Origin of the sequence: Undibacterium pigrum (assembly GCF_003201815.1) — a bacterium.
GTDB classification, from domain to species: domain Bacteria; phylum Pseudomonadota; class Gammaproteobacteria; order Burkholderiales; family Burkholderiaceae_D; genus Undibacterium; species Undibacterium pigrum.
On record NZ_QJKB01000001.1, the window covers coordinates 567,069 to 590,181 of the forward strand.

General features: G+C 46.6%; 24 protein-coding genes. 14 read left to right on the forward strand and 10 right to left on the reverse strand.

Annotated elements, in window-relative coordinates; translation table 11 throughout:
* Window positions 1-43: 43 nt before the first annotated feature.
* Together DFR42_RS02570 and DFR42_RS02575 are read right to left on the reverse strand one after the other, a co-directional pair.
* On the reverse strand, window positions 44-1,291 hold the full coding sequence (locus DFR42_RS02570; RefSeq protein ID WP_110253373.1) for a putative Na+/H+ antiporter: 1,248 nt from the start codon (window positions 1,289-1,291) through the stop codon (window positions 44-46).
* Window positions 1,292-1,365: 74 nt separating this feature from the next.
* Window positions 1,366-2,757: a chloride channel protein gene (locus tag DFR42_RS02575; protein ID WP_245936802.1), complete on the reverse strand. Its 1,392-nt coding sequence runs from the start codon at window positions 2,755-2,757 to the stop codon at window positions 1,366-1,368.
* A 99-nt stretch (window positions 2,758-2,856) separates the two neighbouring features.
* Between DFR42_RS02575 and DFR42_RS02580 the strand changes: the two genes are divergently transcribed.
* The 8 genes from DFR42_RS02580 (at window position 2,857) to DFR42_RS02615 (ending at window position 7,824) form a co-directional block, all read left to right on the forward strand.
* Window positions 2,857-3,375 carry a MarR family winged helix-turn-helix transcriptional regulator gene (locus DFR42_RS02580; protein ID WP_110253375.1) on the forward strand — a complete coding sequence of 173 codons (519 nt, stop codon included), beginning with the start codon at window positions 2,857-2,859 and terminating at the stop codon, window positions 3,373-3,375.
* 223 nt (window positions 3,376-3,598) lie between these two features.
* Entirely contained in the window at window positions 3,599-4,123 is a 525-nt protein-coding gene (gene pal, locus DFR42_RS02585; RefSeq protein WP_110253376.1) for a peptidoglycan-associated lipoprotein Pal, read from the forward strand.
* Between the two features lie 167 nt (window positions 4,124-4,290).
* Entirely contained in the window at window positions 4,291-4,683 is a 393-nt protein-coding gene (locus DFR42_RS02590) for a hypothetical protein (protein WP_110253377.1), read from the forward strand.
* Window position 4,684: 1 nt separating this feature from the next.
* On the forward strand, window positions 4,685-4,942 hold the full coding sequence (locus tag DFR42_RS02595) for a DUF5985 family protein (RefSeq protein ID WP_110253378.1): 258 nt from the start codon (window positions 4,685-4,687) through the stop codon (window positions 4,940-4,942).
* Between the two features lie 7 nt (window positions 4,943-4,949).
* Window positions 4,950-5,246: a DUF5985 family protein gene (locus DFR42_RS02600; protein WP_110253379.1), complete on the forward strand. Its 297-nt coding sequence runs from the start codon at window positions 4,950-4,952 to the stop codon at window positions 5,244-5,246.
* Between the two features lie 169 nt (window positions 5,247-5,415).
* Window positions 5,416-6,063, forward strand: coding sequence for a DUF3106 domain-containing protein (locus DFR42_RS02605; protein ID WP_110253380.1), 648 nt, complete (start codon window positions 5,416-5,418; stop codon window positions 6,061-6,063).
* A 69-nt stretch (window positions 6,064-6,132) separates the two neighbouring features.
* Window positions 6,133-6,996 carry a universal stress protein gene (locus DFR42_RS02610; RefSeq protein WP_110253381.1) on the forward strand — a complete coding sequence of 288 codons (864 nt, stop codon included), beginning with the start codon at window positions 6,133-6,135 and terminating at the stop codon, window positions 6,994-6,996.
* A 174-nt stretch (window positions 6,997-7,170) separates the two neighbouring features.
* Window positions 7,171-7,824 (forward strand): hypothetical protein, encoded by a 654-nt coding sequence (locus tag DFR42_RS02615; protein ID WP_110253382.1) that lies wholly within the window; start codon window positions 7,171-7,173, stop codon window positions 7,822-7,824.
* A 36-nt stretch (window positions 7,825-7,860) separates the two neighbouring features.
* Here DFR42_RS02615 and DFR42_RS29980 read toward each other — a convergent pair whose 3' ends face one another.
* A complete protein-coding gene (locus DFR42_RS29980; RefSeq protein WP_281275132.1) occupies window positions 7,861-8,241 on the reverse strand; it encodes a DUF389 domain-containing protein in 381 nt (126 codons plus the stop codon).
* A 597-nt stretch (window positions 8,242-8,838) separates the two neighbouring features.
* On the opposite strand from DFR42_RS29980, the gene DFR42_RS02625 reads away from it, so the two are divergent.
* From DFR42_RS02625 to DFR42_RS02640, 4 genes are all read left to right on the forward strand, one after another.
* On the forward strand, window positions 8,839-9,429 hold the full coding sequence (locus DFR42_RS02625; RefSeq protein WP_110253383.1) for a TetR/AcrR family transcriptional regulator: 591 nt from the start codon (window positions 8,839-8,841) through the stop codon (window positions 9,427-9,429).
* A 33-nt stretch (window positions 9,430-9,462) separates the two neighbouring features.
* Window positions 9,463-9,759: a YciI family protein gene (locus DFR42_RS02630; protein WP_110253384.1), complete on the forward strand. Its 297-nt coding sequence runs from the start codon at window positions 9,463-9,465 to the stop codon at window positions 9,757-9,759.
* Entirely contained in the window at window positions 9,756-10,364 is a 609-nt protein-coding gene (locus DFR42_RS02635) for a DNA-3-methyladenine glycosylase I (RefSeq protein ID WP_110253385.1), read from the forward strand. The genes DFR42_RS02630 and DFR42_RS02635 overlap by 4 nt, the downstream gene beginning before the upstream one ends.
* 222 nt (window positions 10,365-10,586) lie before the next feature.
* Window positions 10,587-11,138 carry a 3'-5' exonuclease family protein gene (locus DFR42_RS02640; protein WP_110253386.1) on the forward strand — a complete coding sequence of 184 codons (552 nt, stop codon included), beginning with the start codon at window positions 10,587-10,589 and terminating at the stop codon, window positions 11,136-11,138.
* Between the two features lie 490 nt (window positions 11,139-11,628).
* Here DFR42_RS02640 and DFR42_RS02645 read toward each other — a convergent pair whose 3' ends face one another.
* From DFR42_RS02645 to DFR42_RS02655, 3 genes are all read right to left on the reverse strand, one after another.
* Complete coding sequence (locus DFR42_RS02645) at window positions 11,629-12,213, reverse strand: hypothetical protein (protein ID WP_110253387.1); 585 nt, start codon at window positions 12,211-12,213, stop codon at window positions 11,629-11,631.
* A 142-nt stretch (window positions 12,214-12,355) separates the two neighbouring features.
* Window positions 12,356-12,718, reverse strand: a complete 363-nt coding sequence (locus DFR42_RS02650; RefSeq protein ID WP_170133394.1) for a helix-turn-helix domain-containing protein — start codon at window positions 12,716-12,718, stop codon at window positions 12,356-12,358.
* Between the two features lie 76 nt (window positions 12,719-12,794).
* Window positions 12,795-13,574 carry a metallophosphoesterase gene (locus tag DFR42_RS02655; RefSeq protein WP_110253389.1) on the reverse strand — a complete coding sequence of 260 codons (780 nt, stop codon included), beginning with the start codon at window positions 13,572-13,574 and terminating at the stop codon, window positions 12,795-12,797.
* Window positions 13,575-14,110: 536 nt separating this feature from the next.
* On the opposite strand from DFR42_RS02655, the gene DFR42_RS02660 reads away from it, so the two are divergent.
* Window positions 14,111-14,317, forward strand: a complete 207-nt coding sequence (locus DFR42_RS02660) for a hypothetical protein (protein ID WP_110253390.1) — start codon at window positions 14,111-14,113, stop codon at window positions 14,315-14,317.
* Between the two features lie 234 nt (window positions 14,318-14,551).
* Here DFR42_RS02660 and DFR42_RS02665 read toward each other — a convergent pair whose 3' ends face one another.
* Genes DFR42_RS02665 through imuA form a run of 3 tightly spaced genes read right to left on the reverse strand, consistent with a single transcriptional unit; the run spans window position 14,552 to window position 19,834 of the window.
* Window positions 14,552-17,695 carry an error-prone DNA polymerase gene (locus tag DFR42_RS02665; protein WP_110253391.1) on the reverse strand — a complete coding sequence of 1,048 codons (3,144 nt, stop codon included), beginning with the start codon at window positions 17,693-17,695 and terminating at the stop codon, window positions 14,552-14,554.
* A 5-nt stretch (window positions 17,696-17,700) separates the two neighbouring features.
* On the reverse strand, window positions 17,701-19,167 hold the full coding sequence (locus DFR42_RS02670; protein ID WP_110253392.1) for a Y-family DNA polymerase: 1,467 nt from the start codon (window positions 19,165-19,167) through the stop codon (window positions 17,701-17,703).
* Window positions 19,100-19,834 (reverse strand): translesion DNA synthesis-associated protein ImuA, encoded by a 735-nt coding sequence (gene imuA, locus DFR42_RS02675; RefSeq protein WP_110253393.1) that lies wholly within the window; start codon window positions 19,832-19,834, stop codon window positions 19,100-19,102. Before imuA ends, DFR42_RS02670 begins: the two co-directional genes overlap by 68 nt.
* 443 nt (window positions 19,835-20,277) lie before the next feature.
* On the opposite strand from imuA, the gene DFR42_RS02680 reads away from it, so the two are divergent.
* Window positions 20,278-21,942, forward strand: a complete 1,665-nt coding sequence (locus tag DFR42_RS02680) for a hypothetical protein (protein WP_110253394.1) — start codon at window positions 20,278-20,280, stop codon at window positions 21,940-21,942.
* Window positions 21,943-22,063: 121 nt separating this feature from the next.
* On the opposite strand, the gene DFR42_RS02685 is transcribed toward DFR42_RS02680, so the two are convergent.
* The gene (locus tag DFR42_RS02685; RefSeq protein ID WP_110253395.1) at window positions 22,064-22,513 is read right to left on the reverse strand and encodes a hypothetical protein; all 450 of its coding nucleotides are present in this window, start codon (window positions 22,511-22,513) and stop codon (window positions 22,064-22,066) included.
* Window positions 22,514-23,113: the final 600 nt, after the last annotated feature.

The following is a 23,113-nucleotide window of genomic DNA, read 5'->3' on the forward strand; positions in this document are numbered from 1 at the left end:
TTTAAAGTAAGTCAATTTTCCTGGCCTGACACGACTTGGTTTTTCACCACAAGAAAGCCACCGCAGCCATCAAGGTAGGGGGCGTTGCACCCAGCAATAAACCACCGGCACCAATTGATTCGTCATTGAAGCCTCGGCGTAACAGCGCGACACCCGCTGGATTTGGTGCGTTGGCAATCACGGTCAATCCGCCACCAGCCACTGCACCCGCAACCAGCATGTACTTGGATTGATCACTCATACCGACAATCAATGAGCCTAAATACGTCAGGGCAGCGTTGTCAGTAATGGCAGTCAAGCCAAGAGCCCCAAAAAACAAGGCAACTGGACTAAGGCTGGAAACGATGGGTTGCAACCACCATTGCTGCATTCCCCCAAGAACAACCAGTCCTGCCAGGAAAAAACCAACCAGCAAACCTTCCTTCAGGATCAGCGGATTCTGGAAGCGCTCATAGGCTTGTGTGTATCCCATGAAGAATAAAAACAGGCCAAGAAAAAATACCGGATGATGGGCAAAGATCACTACACCTGCAAGAAACATCAAATGCACCAGGCTGACAATCAGAGGTACGGGGATCTCGTCTTTTTTATCACTAATGACAGGTAGACTGACATGCTTGCGCAATAAAAAACTAATAAAGGATGCATTCACAAGCACAGCAATACAAGCTTTCCAGCCAAAAGTCATCGCCATGAAACTTGTCGACCACTGCCAGGTTGAAGCGACCATTAATACGGGTGGTGCTGCGAATGAAGTCAGCGTCCCGCCGATGGACACGTTCACGAACAGTACGCCCAGGCTGCCATATTTCAGCCACTCAGGTATTCCTGGTCGAAACACCAGAGGTGCCAGCATCAATGCAGCCAAAGTCATTGCTGCCGGTTCGGTGATGAATGAGCCCATTAAAGGAACCAGGGCCAAGCCAAACCAGGTCATGGTCAATGGCTTTGGTAAAGGCACCAGCTTTGCCAGAATAGAGAGAAAGCGCGCCACAATTTCCAGCACTGGTTTGGAAGCAGCAACCACCATTACCACAAACACAAATAAGGGTTCGGTGTATTGCCTCGACTCGGCATAGGTGACGGCAGCTTCACTGCCAGAGACCACAGCCATGGCGACAATGAGTATAAAAGCCCAAAATCCAAAAACCACCTCGACTTCACCAAGCAGGTGGAATAAACCTGCATGTTTGGGGGCTTTATGAGCAAGCTCTTCAAAAAATTTCGCGGCAAAGGTATGTGCTAATGCGAGAAAGAAAATAACTGCTCCGACCACTTGTATCGTGTTCATGTTTTTATAGATATTTGCTTGTTAAGGTGAAGTGTCGGCTGCCACTATATTGAGCGGCACTGTCTGACACACCATTACCGGCTTGGCTGCAAGTTTGCTGTTGCCGGTACAGAAAACCGCTCTGCCAATTTGTGATAAAGCGGTGTAGGACAAATCATTTTTGATACTGCACTGGCGATCACTGATACTGTCATTAATGGTATCAGCATCTGATGGCTGTCTGTCATTTCCATCATGATAATAAATGAAGTTACAGGCGCTCTGGTTACACCGGATAGGTACGCCGCCATGACCAACAACACTGTCGCGCTGTGCGTGGCCATGTTTGGAAACAGGTCCGCAACGTTATCGCCAATGCCAGCGCCCACCGCCAACGAAGGCGCAAATATTCCTCCGGTTATTCCGCTCATGGAAGACAGTATGGTCGCCAGCATTTTGCTTATCCCAAAATACCAGGGCAGGACACCACTATCTTCCAAAGTCAGTCTGGTTGTGGCGTAGCCAGTACCAAAAGGCAATCCATCCGTACAAACACCGAGAATCGCAATCAGTAACCCACATAAGGCAGCAAACAGTACGCCACGGTTTTGCATAAAACTTGTCACGCGTGCAGGTAACTTGCTGGAACTAGCAATCAGTAACTGGCTGAAACAACCACCAGACGCACCACCGATGACACCACACAGCAATATTGCCCAAATACCCGAACTCCAGTCCAGATAAGCGCCAGTTGAGCCAAAATAGGTGTAGTTCCCCAAGGCAGCCAGTGAGATCAAGCCAGAAAGAATCACTGTCACCAGGGTGGAGCTATTCGCATTGAACACGTGTTTCTTGCTCAGCTCTTCAATTGCAAACATGATGCCTGCCAAGGGTGTATTGAATGCCGCAGCGATACCGGCAGCACCACCCGCCATGATCAAAATTCGCCGCGTCTCCGGGTTCTGGAATGGACCATGTCCATAGAACATATGCATCACCGAAGCACCGATCTGTACAGTTGGACCTTCCCGACCGATTGAGGCACCGACAGAAAGTCCGCCCAAGGTCATCAAGATTTTACCTACCGCTATCCTTGGTGACAGCAAGGCATTTTCTTTTTCTGTACCGGTTGAATCGATAGCTGCGATAGTTTGCGGAATTCCACTACCTTGCGTGCCAGGAAAAAAACGCCTGCCAAGATAAAACAGTAGTGCGAAACCCAAAGGCATCACCACAAGCGGTGAATATGGCGATATTTTCAGCATTTGAGCATGCAACTTTGCTGCCTGCTCTCCACCAAAGGCAAGACCTACGGCCAGTAAGCCTACCAATAAAGGCCCGATGATCCAAGCAGCTCCCCTGTGCCAGATATCAGAAACTCTGGAAATAATGAGACCAGTTCGAAGTGAGTATGGCTTTCTGCGGGGTGGTAAATGCATAATGAAGTGGGCTATTCCTTCGGCATATGCTAGATATTTGCCGGACAAGTTAATCGCTTTTTTACATATATTTAGGCAAAACATATTCCTACAAATTATATTTGCAGGAATGGAGTTATGATACACTTTATTCGCAGGAGATACTTGATGATCAAAAAAGTAGCACGAAAAACCAGTGCCGATAGTGATGAAAATAGCGAAATTCAGGCAAGACTCGATATTCTGAAAAAGCTGCGCATCGTCATACGTGCAGCACAGCAGCATTCTTTGTGGATAGAAAAACAATGCGGCGTCAATGGCGCGCAACTATGGATCATCCAGGAACTATTTGAAACAGATGGATTGCGTGTGGGGGAGCTGGCTAAAAAACTGGCAATTCACCAGACGACGACCAGTAACTTATTGGACAACCTTGAAAAACGAGGTTATGTCCGTAAGGCGCGCGATCCCAAGGATCAACGTGTAGTCAGAGTCAGCCTGACGGAAGAAGGGGCGGCCTTGTTAATGCGGGCACCTAAACCAGCCAGAGGATTATTGCCGGAAGCCTTAATGCAGCTTGATCCAGAATCAGCAAGCAATTTGGACTCTGGCCTGCAGGGATTGTTAAGTAGCATCGAAGTATTAGACGAAGGATTTGCCTTATTGCCTTTGCCATTTACGATGTAACCAGGTTGCAAGACGAGAGTGGGAGTGCAGGTTTAATGCTTCCTTTTAACCCCCCTTCTCGGAGGGGGCTTTTTTTCGTCTGATTGAAACGCCGGGATCAGTCACCGGTTGGTTGCTTATCGCATTTTTATCACTGCACCTGACAGTAAGGGAAATCAGGTGTGGGCAGTCCTGATGATGTGTCAGGGATTTTTCCCATAATTAAATCAAAGAGGAAATTGAAATGCGCTCTACCACCATGTTATCTTTTGCCAGCGCAGCAGTCGTTCTGCTGTCAGCATGCAGTTCTCCAGTCAAGGTTGCAGAAAAACCTGCCACGCCAGTTGCTGAAGTTCCGAAAGCTATGCCAAATACGCGGTCGGTTGAAACTGTCACGGCTGCTGTAGATCCTTTGAACGACCCAAAAAATATTCTCTCAAAGCGCAGCGTCTATTTTGATTATGACCAGTACACGGTCAAACCTGAGTATGCCAATCTGGTACAGGCACATTCTAAGTACATCGCTGGGAATAAGACAAAAAAGGTTTTGATCCAGGGTAATACAGATGAGCGTGGGGGTAGCGAATACAACCTTGCATTAGGCCAAAAGCGTGCAGAAGCCGTGCGTAAAGCCATGGTTTTGCTCGGCACACCAGATGCACAGTTGGAAGCAGTCTCGTATGGTAAAGAAAAGCCAAAAGCAATGGGGCACGATGAAGCTGCCTGGGCAGAAAATCGTCGCGACGACATCGTCTATCTATCTAAATAAACATGTACGGTCAATGTCGTGCGCGAATGGGTAAATTTCATTATCGACCTGCGTGCCCTGATTGACCCAGTACCTGGTGGCGGGCTCGGCTTGCGTGTCTTGGCCCGCTGTCAGTAAATGCTCCAATCAAGTCATGACGCTTTCAGACACTCATATCAGAGATAAATATGGTATCGGCAGCACTTCCGGATGAATTGAGGCGATTCATCCTCAGTAACATTGCTTCCGTTCCGCATTTGGAAGCACTGCTGTTGCTACATGCGACACCTGAGCAAGCTTGGGAATGCCTGGCTGTGTCACAGCGCCTATATGTCTCTGAATATGTGGCGCAGAAGTTACTGGATGAGCTATATGCAGCAGGTATGCTTTCCAGGACCGAGTCGGTGAAATCATCCAAATATTGTTTTCAACCTAGTCAGCCAGAATTTGCTGAACTTATCAGCCGATTGGCAAAGGCATATCGCCGTGACTTGGTTGGAATAACTTGTCTGATCCATTCTCAAACAGACAGACGGGCACAGCAATTTGCAGATGCGTTCATCTGGCGAAAGGACGTATAACATGGCTGAAACCATTTATGGGCTCTGCACTTTGACATCGCTGTTGTGCGCATGGATGTTATTGACTTCTCATCGACGCAACGGAGTGCGTCTGCTGTTTTGGAGCGGTTTATGTTTCATTGGATTGTCAATCAACAACATCTTGCTTGTGCTCGACAAACTGGTGTTTCCGCAGATTGATCTTTTATTGCTCCGTTTATTTAGTGCATTAGTGGCATTGCTGTTATTGTTATTTGGCTTGATTTACGAAAACAAGTGAGAATGCAATGATCAATTTTTTGACTGGTGCCATCGCCATGGCTTCATGTGCCATCGCATTCTTCTTTCTTCGATTTTGGCGAAGTTCGGGGCAGCGGTTTTTCCTGTATTTCGCGCTGTCGTTTTTTGTGGAAGCTGGTCACCGTGTTTATTCCGTGTTTGATCAAATAACACATGAGGATTCGCCCTATCATTACTTGATCCGACTCCTGTCCTATAGCCTAATACTTTGGGCGATCATTGAAAAAAATTGGCAAAATCGGCAAAAAAATACTTCTTCTACTTTGGGTGAGGACCAGGTTTGATGATAGTGAAAGACGATATTTTTTGTAGCTAAAAGCGTGTAAAAAAATCCCAGAATTGTGGGAAATTACGAACGATAGGCGTGCGCTGAAGTCTGAAGTCGAGGAGTAATAATTCCATTTCATGTTGCATCGATTATCTGAATACATCTAGTTGCGGGAGTCAAAAAAAATGAACCTCAAATCTGCAAGCTATCGATTGCTCCTCGTCATAGGTCTGGTCGCATTACTATTAATGTTGGCGCATATGAGCGCCGGTGCCAAACCACAGCCCGCTACTTCGCAAACAACATCCAGCAGTGCAACAACCACGCAAGCAGAGGCTGGCCCAACGTGGAATTCGCTGAGCGCTACCCAAAAGGATACCTTGTCACCTCTGGCAAGCGAGTGGAGAAATATCGATGCAAACAGGAAGCAGAAATGGATAGAAATAGCCAACCGCTATCAGAAACTCAATCCCGACGAAAAAGCAAGAGCGCAAGAACGCATGCGTGAATGGGTCAAGCTCACACCAGAGCAGAGGATGCAGGCAAGAGAAAATTTTGCACGCGCTTCAAAATTGAAATCTGGTCAGAAAGCTGCCCAATGGCAGCACTATCAAGAGCTTAGCGAAGAAGAGAAAAAACAACTCGCCGCTGACAAGCAAAAAAGAACAGTGACAAATTTACCTGCTACTGTCATCAAATTAAAACCACATGTCAGGCCTAAACCTTCACCACCAGTGCAGCAGGTGACGCCAGAGAGTGCCGTTGTGCCTGCCAGCCCGGTTAAGGTGCCAGAACAGGTCACCCCTGTCAGCGCGTCTGAGCAGTCGAAATAACTATCCTGACCTTGCCTGACAAATAGGGCAACAACGATCTCTGACTGCACATAGCTAAAGAACAAATGCATGAATTTAAATCAGAAAATTATCGCCTGGGTTGATCAGTCTGCCTTTGCGGCAAACATTGCAGACTATGCGACATGGGCGGCAATCCGACTTGATGCTCCATTGGAATTTGTACATGTCACCGGGCCTTACAGCGGCCAAGAGATTTTCAGCAGACGCAGTCACGTTGTTGATATAGGTACGACCGAGAGTACTGCAAATACGGGCAGTGCAATTCAATATTCTGTTGCTGTAGAGTCCTCAGCCCAACCTGATGAATCTGCTTTGGGGTTTCAGTCTTCAGTCAGTTTTGGAGACAGAACGGCCAAGTTCTACCATCTTGCAGGTGAGCTTGGCGAAAGGGTAATAGAATACGATATTGTTACCCGACTCCATATTTTTGGACGGCAGGGGCAATCCTCTGGAAATCTTGGATCGAACGTCCGACGATGTGTCAGAATGCTTCATAAACCAGTTCTTGTCGTCAACTCTGCTTTTCGCCCTCCAAAACGCGCTATGATTGTTTTTGATCGCGGCACAATTTCGAGTCGAGCCGTACAACTGATTGCCAGCAGTCCTCTGTTTAAAAACATTGCGATTCATTTACTCGTCTGCGGAGATACTAATCAGCAAAGCCTGAGAGCATTGAACTGGGCTACAAATTGCCTTGAAAACGCGGGGCATGAAGTCAGCGCAGCATTTCACCAGGGTGATGTAAGAACTCAACTTCCAAAAATGATTGAGTTGCATTCTATAGATTTGCTCGTGCTAGCAGCCTATCCCTATTCACCGTTACGTAGCATACTGTTGGGGCATGCAACCACAGATTTTTTACGGGCTACAACAATACCAGCACTCTTATTACGGCAGCTTGTCGATGATTGAAACTAATTAGTAGTTTTTTGTAGGCTTGCGTTGTTGCATAAGCATTTTAAATCGACATTCAGCATTGCTCCATCTCGCGGCTTGCAGAAAATACCAGATCCGTTGATTCTTAAGCAGAGTATCTCTTAAAAATTACGGCCCAAGATTCATTCGAACAGTAGAAGGCCATCTACAATGAAAAAGACGATACTAGTATTGCTTGTCGCTGGCTGCACTTTCATTGCTTTTACTCTGGGCTATTTTAAGCTTCAGAACACGCACTATACCCAACAGCTAACTAGCGAGAACATCACTTTAAAAAATGAATTACTGGGCTACACCCGATTCAATGATTATTTAACAGAGGGAAAGCGGCAACTGCTTGAACAGTCAAAGCTGGTGACTGCGCAAATTGTGCGCCAAGAGGGAGTGACTCGCGTCATAGAAAAAAAGTTCTTTGGTCTGTCGTCAGGTGCAATTGTCGCGATTTCATATACCGCTGAATATTCCTTTGGCTATGACATGCGCCCAGAAAATTATACGCTCGTCAAAACGTCCAGCGGTATAGAGATAAAACTGCATCGCCCCATATTGCTGGTTTCCCCATCTGCTCGGGATTTGAACTATAGAATTTTAAGCTCCGGGATGTTCACAGATCCAAAGTCAGCCGTTATTCAGTTGTACCAAGGAATAGAAAAGGAAATGCAAATAAACGCAGAAAAGCTAAGGGCTGATGAAGCAGTCCTTGCTCTTTGTGAAAAAAAGCTTGTCCTTTTCGTCCATCATTTTTTAATGAAACAACCTGGGGTAAAAATGGTTCCCAATATTTCTGTGAACTACGTAGACTAAATACTGGGATCAACAATTAACCTCTCTTTTTTAACCTCACTTTGCACTGGTGGTACTGTTCCTATTACGTTTTGAGTTTGACGTTGAGGACTTGTTATTTGTGACTTCTATGACCAGTTCTATCGCTTTAGTTTGCATCCTCTTTTTCAGCCAGTTTTCTATCTTGACCTGTTCATCGTTGGAAAGTCTTTGGGTAGACTTGAGATTCAGCACCAGTGCTGGATTTTCCTGAAGCCCCATACCTTGCTTCCAAATAATAGCTTGTGACAGCCAGATTTCAGCCACGTCAGGGAATAATGCCTGTAACTCTTCAGGTATTCCAAGATTTTTCAGTGCCGTGCGTATCAATTGAAAATCATAGATGCCAACCCCGTAGCCTATTCCCATGATCGGACCCATTAGTGGGGATATAAGCATGGCGCCAATTATGACCGCCGTCGAATTAACGTTTAAGCCAATAGAAGCGATGAAGATAACCGTGTTCTTAAATCATAAAGTCAGCCTAACGGGAGCGACACTTATCAAGTGCGATTGTCGTATGACCGGTCAGCATCTTTCGTAAGGACGTGGAAGGTAAATCGAACTGACCGGATCAATTCAGCAAGCAAGCGAACAGTTAGAGGTTAAGTTGGCGCATGGCGTATATCCAGTGAATGGGATGCTTCACCCGTTTTGCAATGGTATGCAAGTTACCTGTAAACCGGAAAGGTACTTCCCTTGGCCACTACACAAGCATAGTTGACATTCCTAGGATGATTGTCCTAAAATTTGCGTTGCTAGGATGAACGTCCTAGACGTAAAAGGATTTAACGATGCAAACTGAGCTTTTCACCTCAACCACACTTGGCTCCCTGACACTTGCAGACCGCATGGTAAGTGCCCTACGACACGCAATTGTCACAACGCCCCGCCTCAACAAGCCAGGCCATGCCTTGTTTATCGAGGCGGGGCAGGCGATTTTGCCGACTACCTTTGGATCAAAAATATCTTCAAAGCCTGACCGGCCTTCTTACCATGACCAAGACAAATCAGAGCACGCGAGAACGCATCGTCGAGACAGCCGACCAGTTGTTCTACGAACATGGTTACGACCATACTTCATTTGCAGATATCGCCGGAGCAGTAGAACTCTCGCGTGGAAATTTCTATTACCACTTCAAGACGAAAGATGAAATTCTGGAAGCGGTGATAGATTTACGTGCAAAAAAAACACAGGCCATGCTGGATGCCTGGGCTGCAGAGGCGCATACCCCGATAGAGCGTATCGGCAGATTCATTGAGATGATGGTCATGAATGCCCCGAAGATCCGGCGTCATGGGTGTCCTGTTGGCAGCTTGTGCACGGAACTTGCCAAACTTGAACATCCGGCGCTACCTCAGGCGGGCGCACTTTTTATGCTATTCCGGCGTTGGCTTGCCACGCAATTTGAACAAACCGGGTTTGACCGGGATGCTGACGCCATGGCCATGCATTTACTGGCCAGGAGCCAGGGTATCGCAACACTAGCCAATGCTTTCGACGATGAAGCATTCATACGGCAAGAAGTGCTTGAACTGCATACGTGGTTGCGTAGCGTTTGCGAGCGGAGATCATTGTCAGTGTAATAAACCTCAACTTTAACTATTCAGGGGATTGCAGTGTTTATCGTGTTACTGAACATATCAGGTAGCAAAGAGCAGGCAGCCAAGCACATGGCAGAACACAAGGCCTGGCTTCAAAACGGCTTTGACGAAGGTGTCTTTCTCGCTTCTGGAAATCTTTCAGGTCAGCCTGGAGGAGGAATATTAATTCACGGCCTCAGCGAAAACGAGCTTCAACAGCGCCTTAACCAGGATCCTTTTGTTATTCATGGCATTGTGACGGTCCAGATTATTGAGATCACCCCGTCCAAGACGGATCCGCGCATGGCATTCTTGCTGGAGAGCGTGGCATGAGCCAAATGTTTCTGGGTGCTGACGGACTTCCGCGTTGTAAGTGGTGCGGTGCTGCGCCTGAATTTCTTGAATATCATGACAAAGAGTGGGGCTTCCCGGTCTCGGATGATTTCAGGTTGTTTGAAAAAATTTGCCTGGAAGGATTTCAGTCTGGGCTGAGCTGGCGAACAATTCTTGCTAAACGCGAAAATTTTCGGGCCGCCTTTCTCGGGTTTGATTTTAACAAGGTGGCTTGCTTTGATGAGCAAGATGTGGCACGTCTGCTTCAAAACGAGGGCATCATACGGCACCGGGGGAAAATTGAGGCAACCGTCCACAACGCAGCACGTGCCCAGGCACTGATACAAGAAACTGGTTCACTTGCGGCCTTCTTTTGGCGTTACGAACCGGATGCGTTGGAACTGTCTGCGCCACAAACTGCGTCGACCTCCGCTGAGTCGATTACTTTGTCCAAGGAACTGAAAAAACGCGGCTGGAAGTTTGTTGGACCGACTACAGTCTATGCATTCATGCAAGCCATGGGCTTGATTAACGATCATGTTGCAGAATGTGTGACCCGGCTAACAGTCGAACAAGAGCGGGCTAAATTCAAGAGGCCATGCTGACTCAGGGAGGCTGGCCTTGAAATCAATCGCCAGGTTGACTGGGATAGAAGGCTGGCTAACCGATAATACTTTTGAATTTTACCAAGTATTTAAGGGCGTTATTCATATTTCTTTTAGATACAATGGCAATTGAAATTGCTTTTATTGTTCTATGGATTTTTGGCTGGGAAATCGTTACCACGCCAATTAAAGCGTTCAACGAAATTGTTTTAAGGGGTTCAATTGCAAGAAATTTATATCAGTACAGATGTTGAGACTGACGGGCCAATTCCTGGCCCCAATTCCATGCTCAGTTTTGGTTCAGCCGCCTACACAGCAGATAAGAATTTGATTGGCACGTTCACCGCCAATTTGGAAACATTGCCTGATGCTTCCGCTGATCCCGGTACCGCAGCATGGTGGCTTACCCAACCAGATGCTTGGGCGGCTTGTCGGTCAAATCTCGAATCGCCGATAGTTGCGATGACTAGGTACGTTGCCTGGATCAAAACGCTGCCTGGCAAGCCAATTTTTGTAGCGTTCCCAGCGGGCTTTGATTTTATGTTCGTATATTGGTATTTGATCCGCTATGCTGGCGAGAGTCCATTCAGTTTTTCTGCTTTGGACATGAAGTCGTTTGCTATGGCACTCATGAAGTCAGATTTCAAGAAAAGCGCGAAAAAATATATGCCTAAAGCCTGGTTTGATGATTTGCCTCATACGCATATTGCGCTTGACGATGCAATTGAACAAGGAGCCTTGTTCTGCAATATGCTGAAAGAAAACAGAAAGTAAAGCGCTGTTTTGATCTGAGCTAGTGCCAGAAAAGAAGAAAGCTCCCAGATAGTACCTGGGAGCTTTCGTCATACACGAGTTTTCTCTTGGTTATTCCACTCCAGGTGGAACCACAAGTATTATTTGTGGTGGCGTTTAGCTTGTTTCGATTCTCGCTAGCAGCTAAACCTTCCCGATGTTCCGGACTTTGGCAGGCTGTCGGCAAAAGACCTATGCGGCTTAAGTGGTGCAATCATAACCAGATTCGATCAGGCTTGCTAGTCTCTGCGGTTTCGAAAAGCCGATTTTTACGGTTTTTGTTTCTGATTCCCGATCAGTGTTTTCGCCATTTCTGTATTTTGCCAAGTGTATTTAAATCCGCTCGGTTCCTTTACCATCAATATTGCACATATCAAATTGCTTCACCCTTTAGTCCCAGACCAGGTTGCCATTTGATTTTTGCTAGTTGTGAAAGCAGCTTGGACATCGATACCTTAGACACTCAAGATTTTTATTTCGTCGTTAGTGCCAGCAATTTTTGCTTATATTTATTATCAAGATAAAAACCACCCTGACTGCAAGTCTCTACAGCAATCTTTACGGCTTCAGCACAAAAATCTTTTGGATGCTTACTAATCATGGAATTTGCAGTATCGAGCGCAGACATCGTTGGTCCATAGTAAAGCGCCTTTTGTGCTCCGAGAATAGCATCCATTTGATTACTGTATTCTTGCAAGGAACATGCCCTTATACCCAAAAGCTGAATATCTTGCGATTTTGGTGTGATTGGCCTACATTCGTTACCCAAGTTGGCGAATGAATTCATCGCTTCTGCATGAGCATTTTTTAAACTTATGTCGAAAAACGGGCTCTCAAACAGCCATGATGTGAAGCCTAAGACAGTGATACACGCTACGGATATTTGAAAGTGTACTTCAAAAACCGAGTCAAAAAAGCCAGTGAGAACTGCCAAGGAAAGATGAACGGCTATCCATAAAAGCGTTGTCCCCCAAATGAAGTTTCCCTCAAAAAAAGTCATCACCGATAAAATAGTGCATCCTATAAAAACCACCGGCGCTACGTATACCCGAATCATAGATACCTCCCAATTTAAGCCGAAAAATGACTCGTAAAATATAAACTTGTTCACTACAAGTTTCGCTCATCAGGAAGAAACTCGTGTCCTTGAATCAAGTCGATGATGTGCTGCGTTGGCATGTCTTGTCTAAAACGGATGCTTAATCCGGGCTACTTTTGAGATTTGCATCTTTTTCGTTATGAGCTTGCTTTTTCTTTTGCCCTCGGGGAGTGCGAATCAGCAGCTTCGCATCCTGGAGTCGTTGGCCAGTCACGTCATTTGCTGCTACCAGATCGAAATCTTTATCCATACCCAGGATACGGAGAGCCCTGAGATACCTTCCAATGGAGATGGATGCATCTCCCTTCTCCAGTCGATTCAAGGTATCGCGTGAGGCATCCATGCGCTCGCAAAACAGTATTGTAGAAATCCCTCTGCGCAAACGGGCTTCTCTTAGACGCTGCCCAAAGTTCTTAAGCTGCAGTTCGGTGGATGGAAATGGACGTGGGGTTTTAGTTTTCATGTCCGATAATTTAGACAAAATTGTGTTTATTGTCCATTTAAACGGACATAAAAACATCGGTATGACATGAATACCCCTACAACTCTATGATGAGGCCGGGATCGAAGTTTGTATTTTCTGGTGAACCTGCTTTGGTCTTATATCCACATGGATTGCAAACCACACGGCAATCACCAATCTGATAATCGAAGGATTCGTGCATATGTCCATGTATCCACAGATCTGCTTGTGAAGCAATCTCGTCCAGATTTGACGCATAGGCAGCGGACACCATGTCCTGTGCATAGCGTTCAGATACTGATTTCATGGAGGGAGCCATATGTGTCACGACCACCGTTTTTCCAATAAAGGGTTCATCCAGTTTTTGTTTTAGCCAAGATTTATGCAGTGAGTGAAATTTTGCCGTGTCTGCCGACCTGAGCTTGCGATATCCTTCTCTGGCCAGCCTGATGCGCTTGTAGTCAACCATCACAGCTTCCGCCTCACGCATGGCTATTTGCCGATCGCCGTCACCAAATAGGCGGAAGTCTGTCCACATAGTCGCACCGAGAAAACGCACGTTCCCGAGTGCAAATTCATTGCAGTTCAAGAAATGCACATTGCCTGCAACTGCGCATGCAGCTTCAATATCTTCCTGTACATGGTCCAGATGTTTACCATATGCCTCGTGGTTGCCATGGACATAAAGCACAGGTATTCCGGCAAATACGCAGGCAGCCCACTCAACAGCTTTTGCTCCAGTGTCAATATCCCCGGCCAATACAACCACATCTGGACGACTGGCCGTTAGGTCAATCATTGGCGCTGCTTCACGCCACAACTCTCGGTGCAAATCTGATAAAGGCAAAATACGCATGGTAACTACTGATAACTTTCGATTCTGTATTATGACTAAAAAAATCCTTAAAGTGCTGAATCCAGACAATTGAAAATAAATTGCGCTATTTGGGAGTGTCTAGAGATATGTACAGGTGTTGTAATGAGAAGTAAGAAATTTGAATATTCGCTAAGACGCTACCTTAGTAATTATTTGCAAGGTGGCTGCAACAAATGTATGCTGATGCCATTGTTAGGTCTCCTGCAATTCGCGCATTTGTTGAGGATATGACCGAGATGTGGTCTTCAATCAGTTGGGCAGGCAGAGTAATCGGTAACTCTGAATAGTGGGGCAACGGATTAACGTTGGTGCTCTGAACCAACCTTGTTAAAAGGGAAGCTAAAGAGAGGCATCGGACACCTTAGGATCTGGCAAGTTCTTTTATAACGGCCGCTTGCGATAGCGGCCGTTTGTTTTGCTATCAAATCATACGTTTAGATACTCGCTGTTTTTAATGAAGAAGCCTATTGTTGATACGGCACGAGGATAGCGATATGCGATTGCGGAGATAAGAAATGAGTAAAGTTGATGCAAAAATCAGGCACATCACCAAGTCCGACGCAAACGTTTTTGCTGAACTTGGTTTTCCGCCCAATGAAGCTAAGCGTTATCTTGCAGAATCTCGTGCTCAGATCCAGCACACTCGTTGTACTCAAGATTCAGTCGCTGGAGAAGTCGATGCCATTGGCCACGAGATTATTATTCCAGATGAAATTCGATGACTGAAATTTTTTGTAAATGTCGCCTACAAAGAAAAATCCGCCTGCTAGCGGATTTTGTCCTTCACTAAGTTGAAACGCAGGAGGCTCTTAACCGTCGCGATGGCCAGTCCTGTCCGGGAAGTCCATCACCAAAGTGTGCCTATTATAAGCAAATTAAGTACACAAATCGATACTTTGAATTCAAGCTATCAAATTGCTTCACCTTTCAATTCAAGGAAACTTAAGCGGGTATCTCTAACAAAAGTCTCTGCTCTTCGTTTCCAATTCTCCCAGCATGTGCGTTAAATCGACCAGGTGCATGCCGATCAAATTTTTTACTCCTCCCCGTGCCTGCCATTGTCCATAGACACCCAGTAAAGAGGCACCGTAAATTTCCTTTCTGAATTTCTCAACGATAGACTGCCAACAAATGACATTGACAGTCCCGGTCTCGTCTTCAACGGTCAAAAAGACTACGCCCTTTGCCGTTTGGGGTCTCTGGCGGCAAATAACAATCCCACATCCACGTACGAATTTTCGGTCTTCACAAACATCGAGTACTTTTGCTGAAAGAAATTCCTGTTTCTTTAGCTTGGCACGCAACAGCGAAAGTGGATGCCGCCCCAAGGTCAGTCCAATGCTGCGGTAATCAGCAACAATCGTTTCACCTTCTGAGGGCGCTTCTAACTCTACGAGCTCTTCGGGAATAATGGCATCGCGCAGCAAGCCTTTGTCTGGGATACTGACAGTGGATTGCCACAATGCCTGGCGCCGGTTTCCAGAAAGTGGCTCCAAAGCATCGGCCGCAGCCAAGGCTTTGATGTTGTGACTATCCAATTTAGCTCTGCTGGAGAGATCTGCCACACTAGAGAATGGCCGAATGGCTCTGGCTTCCTCTATCCGCCAGGCGGCCTCGCGTTCCATCCCGCTGATCAGATTAAGCCCGAGTCTGACTGCTGGCTGGCCAGCCGGGTTTGGTTCTAGACTGGCGTCCCAATTGCTTATCGTCACATCTATCGGCCTGACAATTAGTCCATGGCGCTTGCCATCCTGGACAAGTGAAGATGGTGAATAAAATCCCAAAGGTTGACTATTTAAAAGGCCGCACAGAAATGCGGCAGGTTCATGGCACTTTAACCAGCAACTTGCATAGGCTAACAATGCAAAGGAGGCAGCATGCGATTCGGGAAATCCGTAGGACGCGAATCCTCGAATTTGACTGATGATGGACTCCGCGAATTCCGCCGTGTAACCGCGCTCACTCATGCCAGCTCTTAGCTTTGCGTCGAATTGCTCAAGATTTCCTTTCCGCTTCCATGCCGCCATGGCTCTGCGCAACTGATCAGCTTCGCCAGGCGAGAAACCGGCTGCCACCATTGCAATCTGCATGACCTGTTCCTGGAAAATAGGTATCCCCAATGTCCGTTCCAGTACTGCTTCCATTGCCGGGCTGGGATAGCTCACAGACTCTTCGCCAGTACGCCTGCTCAGATAGGGCTTGAGCATGCCACCTTCAATCGGGCCTGGGCGGATAATCGCTATTTCGATCACGAGGTCGTAAAAGGTTCTTGGCCGCATGCGGGGCAACATGCTCATTTGGGCACGACTTTCAATCTGGAACGTACCAACCGTGTCTGCATCGCAAATCATGTCGTAGGTCAGTGGATCTTCCGGAGGGATATCTGACAATTCAAAGCGCTCACCACGTTGCTCTGAGATGAGCTCCAGAGTCCGGCGTATGCAACTGAGCATGCCCAAGGCCAGGATGTCGATCTTGAGAAGTCCGACGGCATCAATATCGTCCTTATCCCACTGAATGACGCTACGGTCTTTCATCGCCGCATTCTCTACTGGCACCAAGCGACATAATTTTTCTTTTGAAATGACGAAGCCGCCTGGGTGCTGCGACATATGCCGCGGAAACATCATCATCTTATCGGCTATGTCAGACCATGTATTGGCGATGGGAGAGTCTGGATCAAAACTGCAGTCCTGCAGTCGTTGTCGCAGGTCGGCGCTGCCACCCCAACCATGCCTGGCCTTGGCCACTTTCTCGACAATCGACAGATCGACACCAAGTGCCTTGCCAACATCACGCAACACGCTTTTAGGACGGTAAGAAATCACTACTGCCGTCAGCGCTGCGTTCAATCTTCCATATTTTTGATAGATGTACTGGATGACTTCTTCCCGGCGCTGATGCTCAAAGTCCACATCTATGTCTGGGGGTTCATTTCGCTCGCGGGAAATGAAGCGTTCGAAGAGCATGGTGCCGCGAGCAGGGTCTACCTCTGTGATACCCAGGCAAAAGCAAACCGTGCTGTTGGCGGCGGAACCACGTCCCTGGCAGAGGATATTCTGACTGCGCGCAAAACGGACAATGTCATAGACTGACAGGAAATACGGTTCGTAGTTCAGATCTTCAATCAACTTCAGTTCATACTCCAATTGCGCTTGAACCGATTCAGGTATGCCCGCCGGAAAACGCCAGTGCGCACCTATGTAACTTTCCTTACGAAGATAGCTGGTAACAGTGTCCCCCTTAGGGACAAACTCTTCTGGGTATTGATACCGGAGTTCGTCTAATGTAAAAGTGCATCGCTGGGCGACCCGAATTGTTTCATCGAGCGCAGCCCGGTCGTAGAGATTTCCCAGGCGTAGACGTGAACGCAAATGTTGTTCGGCATTGGAAGCCAGGCGATATCCACATTCAGCAATTGGCAATTTATGCCGAATGGCCGTCATCGTGTCCTGCACTGGTTTATAGGATCTGACGTGCATACAAACGTCACCAGTGGCTACGATAGGCAGTCCATACATTTCAGACACAGCACGAATCACCTCGGTATGGCGGTCATCCATTGATCGATTATGCAAAGTCAGTGCGATGCGGGCGCGGCCTGGCGCCGTGTGCACCAACCAGGCCGCCTGAGGCGACAAGGTGTCGATATCGATTCCATATCCGGGTGCCAGGATTAACTGGCAGTCAGGCATGCCTTTTAGATGACTCAAGTCTCCCTTGGGATGTGCCAGATCTTCTGGCTTGATCAGATAACTGCCTTTTTTGATGCGAGTGCGACCAACTGTAATGAGCTCGCATAGATTTCCGTAGCCATTTTTATTTTTTGCCAAAACAATCAAATTGAATGGCGGGCTATGGTTTTCAGGGGTAACGATCATCTGGCTGCCGATAATCAAATGCAGGCCGTGCTTTTTTGCCTCGACGTGTGCTCGGACGACACCCGCGACACTACATTCGTCTGTAATTGCCAGCGCTTGGTAGCCTAACTTGACTGCACGCTGTACCAGGTCTTCCGGCGATGATGCCCCCTTGAGAAAACTGTAGTGGCTAAATGTCTGTAGCTCGGCATATGCCGGCAGGATGGATGGGATCGACATGGGAGTCAGGCAAAAAAACCATGTAAAAACCAGCGAGGATCGTTGGTACGTTCAAGATAGATCCAGTAGACGGTGTCATCCTGACCTTGCGCGACATAATAGTCCCGGGCCGTCATCACTTCATCAAACCAGCCACATTCAATCCGCTCGGGACCTTTGATGAGCTGCAGCGGTGAACTGTAAAACGGGCGATTGTCACGCATCAGCAACTGTATCGGATTTTTTAGCAACCAGGATGGCCGTTCAAGATCCAGCGAGTCTGACACCTGTTTGGGACGTTTATCGGTCGCGGGCACCCAGCAATTGGCCACCTCAGGGCGATGGTCTTCTTTCACGGACAGTGTCAGGACATTTTCTTTCCCGAGCCTGGCTGTGAGCAATTCCATCAATTTATTCAGATCTTCTTTCGTGCCGCCAGGCTCGGGAAATAAAGAATCGGTTGGCGGCTGCATGTCCGATACCTGCACGACTTCAAGTCGCAGCGCGATAACGGGGCCTATGAGCTCGATGCGCCCGAGTCTCTCCTTCAATAGTCGAAGCAAATGATCTTCATGCCAGACAGGTTCCGCTAGCGCCACTTCAAGCAAAGTCGGTGGGATCGCATACCGGCCGCGTTCATGCTCAAGAAACAGAGTAAACCGGGTTACCGCCTTTTGTAATGAGACAAGCCAGCCTATAAGTTGCGCGATCAGGCTATGGGCACCAAGCATCAATGCTTCAGCATGTTCAATTCTGTCGTGGGTCTCCACCCTGGCGGAAAATGTCAGTGGCGTTTTAATCCAATTAAAAAGCTCTGGTGCTAATCCATAGGCTTTGTCCAACTCCAGTATCAGTTGCTCGTTAGTGCGACGCTGCAAAGCTGCTCGGGGATACTGGCGCAACTGACCGACAGACTGGCATCCGATGCCCTGTAACCAATCTTGCAGCTTGCTTGAGCTTGGCAATAATCCGACTGGAAGCTTGTCGACGGCCCGTTTCATCGTATCTACCTTGATGGTCCTGCGCTGGCGTCGCCCCCTGGAGGCAGGGGCACGAGAGAGCAGCCAGGCAGCCATTGCGGTTGGGGCGCAAGCCAGGCGGCAAGTGAGACCTAAAGAATTCACGGATTGTCTGATCAGCCGGCAAATAGACGGATGCCCGCCAAAAAGTTTCAGGCTGGCCGTGACATCGAGCAAAATGCAGTTATCAGCGGCGTACGTCACTTCTGGGGTATATCTGAGTAAAGCGAGGCCCAGGGCTTCAAAAGCCAGGTTCTCGCGGTCTGGATCACGATCCAGCATGATGACACTTGGAGCGACTGCGGACACGCCACCGCGGCGCATATCAAACCCAACACCTAAAGCAACAGCCTGGCGGCTGGCAATCAGCACACGCTCTTTATCGATGACCGCATAGGGGCCAGGCTCAGACCAAGAGGGTCTGAGTGCTTCGAGCTGCAGATATCGAAGGCATAGGCTGATCCACGTGCGCATTGTTGTGATCCGGTAAATGTTTGCTGATGGGCATATCAGGTAAGGTTAAATAAAGAGACTTGTCTGAGTGAGGGCCCCGTCGCTTGATAATTTCTACATTGACTCCGCCGCGCGCCGGTCGCAACACCAGTCTGAGTGGTGCCGGAGATGTGTCCCGTTGAGCTGCCAGCGGTCGCAGCAAAAAGAAACAGGTGTCTGTTGTTTGCGCGGCCAAGTTCAGGCGGCGCAGCGCCTCAGCCCGAATATTGGTCTGCCATAGCATGACCGCACCGAAACATCCATTTTTGAGAACCTGTTCGGTCGTCCATAAAGCATCAGCCGTCGAAGAGCATTTCATCCAGAACAGTCTGTCATCAGCCAGTTCCCATCTTTGGAAAGCCAGGCCGTTGGGAATATGCGGCGGATGGATGAAGGCAATGCGTTGAGTTTTAGCGATTTCGGCCAAAACAGGTTTTAACAACTGAAGTTCACCTATGCCAGCTTGCACCAAGAGTAATTCGATCAGCGAAGATCTTGGCCAACCGGCATTTGGTAATTCTGCATCCAGATCATCAAATCCAGACGATGTTGTGGATGCTTTGTAAACGGCGATCTCATTTGCGCGCCATATTGCATGGGGCATTTTGCCAATAACGCTTGAGATGGATGATGAAGATGCCGCTGACATGGTTTTATTGCTATGAAGTTGAATTTAAAATGGATAAATACTGATTGCATGTACAGTATATGCATAGAAAATTCAAATGTCATCTTCATTTTAGCGATGATGCCTTAGTGCCAAGAAAGCTTATGTCACGATACTTTTTCTTTTTAAGCAAGAAAGAAGTGTATTTTTACAACGCTTTTTAAATTATCAAAAGAAGTAACTATATTTATAACTTTAAAATATGAAGGACGGTAGCATTCAAATGTTTACTTTCATTAAAAATTTAATATTGAACTAGATGCAGACGCGGAAATTGGAACAAGCGACATTTCAGTCCGGAACTCAGTATTAAAAATCACTTGATCGTATTCAAACTCAAATTAATTTTTGAAGATTTTGGGCCTATATGTATTTGAAGCTAGGGCGAGATTTTTGATCAGCAAAACAACGAGAGGAAATTGGAAATGATAAAAGCGCCAAGAGGTATCGCATTATTGCTAAGCACACTAGCCTTGATTTCGTTGCATTCTTTTGCGGGAGATGGAGAGGATCCAGAAGCACGGCCCCCAACCAGGATAGTGAATGCGCCGACTTTAGATTCAATTGGCGGTGACGCTGTCGAAGTTTTCTTTTCCAAGTCTACCGCAGATGGAAACAAAACCTTGTATTACACCAATCCCTTTTTTAAAGCCGATTTCGTTAAATTCAAAAGCGATGTTGCAAAGGCTTGTACGTCTGGTGTGGCCGCATCAACTGTCAAAACTGTTGGACTGCCCGTTGCGTTTTGGTCGAACAATTATAAAATTGAATTGGCATCAAAGCTGTCTGCCGAACTGGGTGTGCCGATAAATCCAAATTCAATATTAGTTTACCCGCACTTCCAAATAGTAATACGACTTGTCATCGACGAAAAAAGTCGGATTTTATGGAAAAATCCTTCAGATCCGATGAATCGCGAGGCAGCTATGCCAAACCGAACAACCGTTGGATTTTCCTCTGAAATAATTAATGTTCGTGGAAACTGTTCAGAGTTATTAGAAATCGGTCAAAATCCACAATGGATTAAGGCAGATATGTACTCGAAGAACGATACGGCCACGTTGGATATGGTCTCAATCAAATACGATTCTGTAATTGAGAACTTGACGTCTTTAGATGGAAGCATTGATTCCAGCCAGGGCGGTGGCATCGTTGTCTCCACCAGAAGCGAAGGCAACTATGGCCGGTCTGGATTTTCGTTGCTTGGACCAGCCAGCAAAAATACTGGAGGCGGCTCAACGACAAACTCGACTACTTCCACCGATACTAGAACCAGATTTGTAAGTGAGTCATTCGTCAATTCCGTAGCAAGAAAAGCAGCAACACAATTTCAGGCCACCAGTTTCATTGAAAGTACGATGATGTCAGTTGGCGAAGTAAGCGATAAATTGGCTAAATTTGTATTAGAGAACGCAGTGGAAGAAAAGGCAATAATCAAAAAAATAGGGGAAGATCAATGGGCGGTAATTGTCCAAGGTACGACCTACGCATTGCCAAAAGATTCTGTAGATATTTTAATGAGTGGCAAACCTGGCTTTAGATCGAAACTAGATGCTACCTCGGATATGTCACTTGACTACGAAGGCGTTAAAGCCGGAGAAAAGCGATCCGAGGGAGCCGAGTTTGATACCAAGGATGACATTAGTTGGAAATTTACAGGCAACGATTGGGTTCCTACTACAGTACGCCTACGAGTTGTCAATCTTTCGACGCTCAGGTTGAAAACTCAAGCAACAGAAAGTGTTGTTCGGATCGCTCGTAAAACTCACCTCATTGCAACTGAACTACGGCCAATCGGTAATGTCGCTACAGAATGGCGAACCTGGGCTCAGCGGACAGGTGCAGCTGAAAAAAGAATTGACGAACAAGTTACAGCCTTGGAAGTGGAGCGAGGACGACTGAAAGAATTAAACGACAAGTATGCTGCATTGACTACGAGATTAGCCCAAGCCGAAGGTAGGATAATTCCATTGGAGAATAAATTTAATGCTGATAATGAGCTAAATAAGAAAATTGCAGCTTGTGGGGCAAACGGTCCACGCTATTCCTGGAACCGTGGCGAATGTGTATACACACCTAGAGATAGGTGATTTTCAACGCTATTAAAATATGCCGTACCAAGTTTTTACAATCTACAGTAGTGCCTTAGCTGAAAAAAAGCCGTCTAACGGGCGGCTTTTCTGTCTCACGCAATTTTTAACTCATATCACACTACAAATATGCTTGCACTGAAAATCGGGATTGGAGCTCCAGTGCATCCTCTATATCCAAATTGAGCTTGGTTTCGATCAGATGGCGGCCATCCTTGAGCGTATATATTTGTACCCAAGGTTCTTTCTGGCCAAAATTTCCAAACTGAACATCTGACAATTCGTTTAACTGCCAGCCTGTAGATTTATTTAACCAGTCAGGCGAAAGTAGAGAAATCTGTGTCAATTCCAAGTTGGCGTCACTACGGATGAGCTTGCAAATTTTTTCCAAATCGGAAAAATTGCTGACTATTTTTCTTCCGGTGAGGCGAGAATACTCCTCGATCTGCACGTATTCAACAAAAAAGTAAGGGGCATTTAATTCCAAATCAACGCAAAGCCAGTTGTAAACGGGGGAATCTTTGGAAGGAAAAATATTACGTGCTAGGTAGGAATCGTTCGTTGTAATCATAGATGCTATCAGCTACTTCAATGTATCAATGCAATTTAAGTTATTTTGATTCAAATTCAAAAATACACAGTTGTGCTTATAAAATGTAAGGCAAAGGATAAGAAAATGTTTTTATCGCTTTGGAGTAGGCTTTCGAGATTTGTTTCTGAAATATCGAATGATTTTTCGAAAAACCAAAAACCAAAGACCAAAAATAAAAATACTGACAATAGTGTTAATGACATTAACCCCATTTAGATCGAAATTCGGAAATGCACGTTGAAAAAAAAATACACCAAGCAGATACCCTAATGCAATCAGGCAGATCCAACCAAAACCCGTAATCTCCCCCCCAGTCTCATACATCACGCCGCCGCAGATTCTGCACTGGTGCTGAGTTTTTGAATACCGCAGTTTTCCCAACAAAAATGGACTGTAATGATATAGGTGCGGTAAACCCTCATGCTTGCAGTAGGGGCATTCTATTGTATCCAAGCGAACCTCCTATTTCCTAGGAATTGAGTTATGGGTGAATTCAGTCTGCAAATGATGGATATACCTCCAAGCGGCGCGCATCAATTGAACATGCAACTCAGATAGCTGTTACGAATAGAAGCTAAG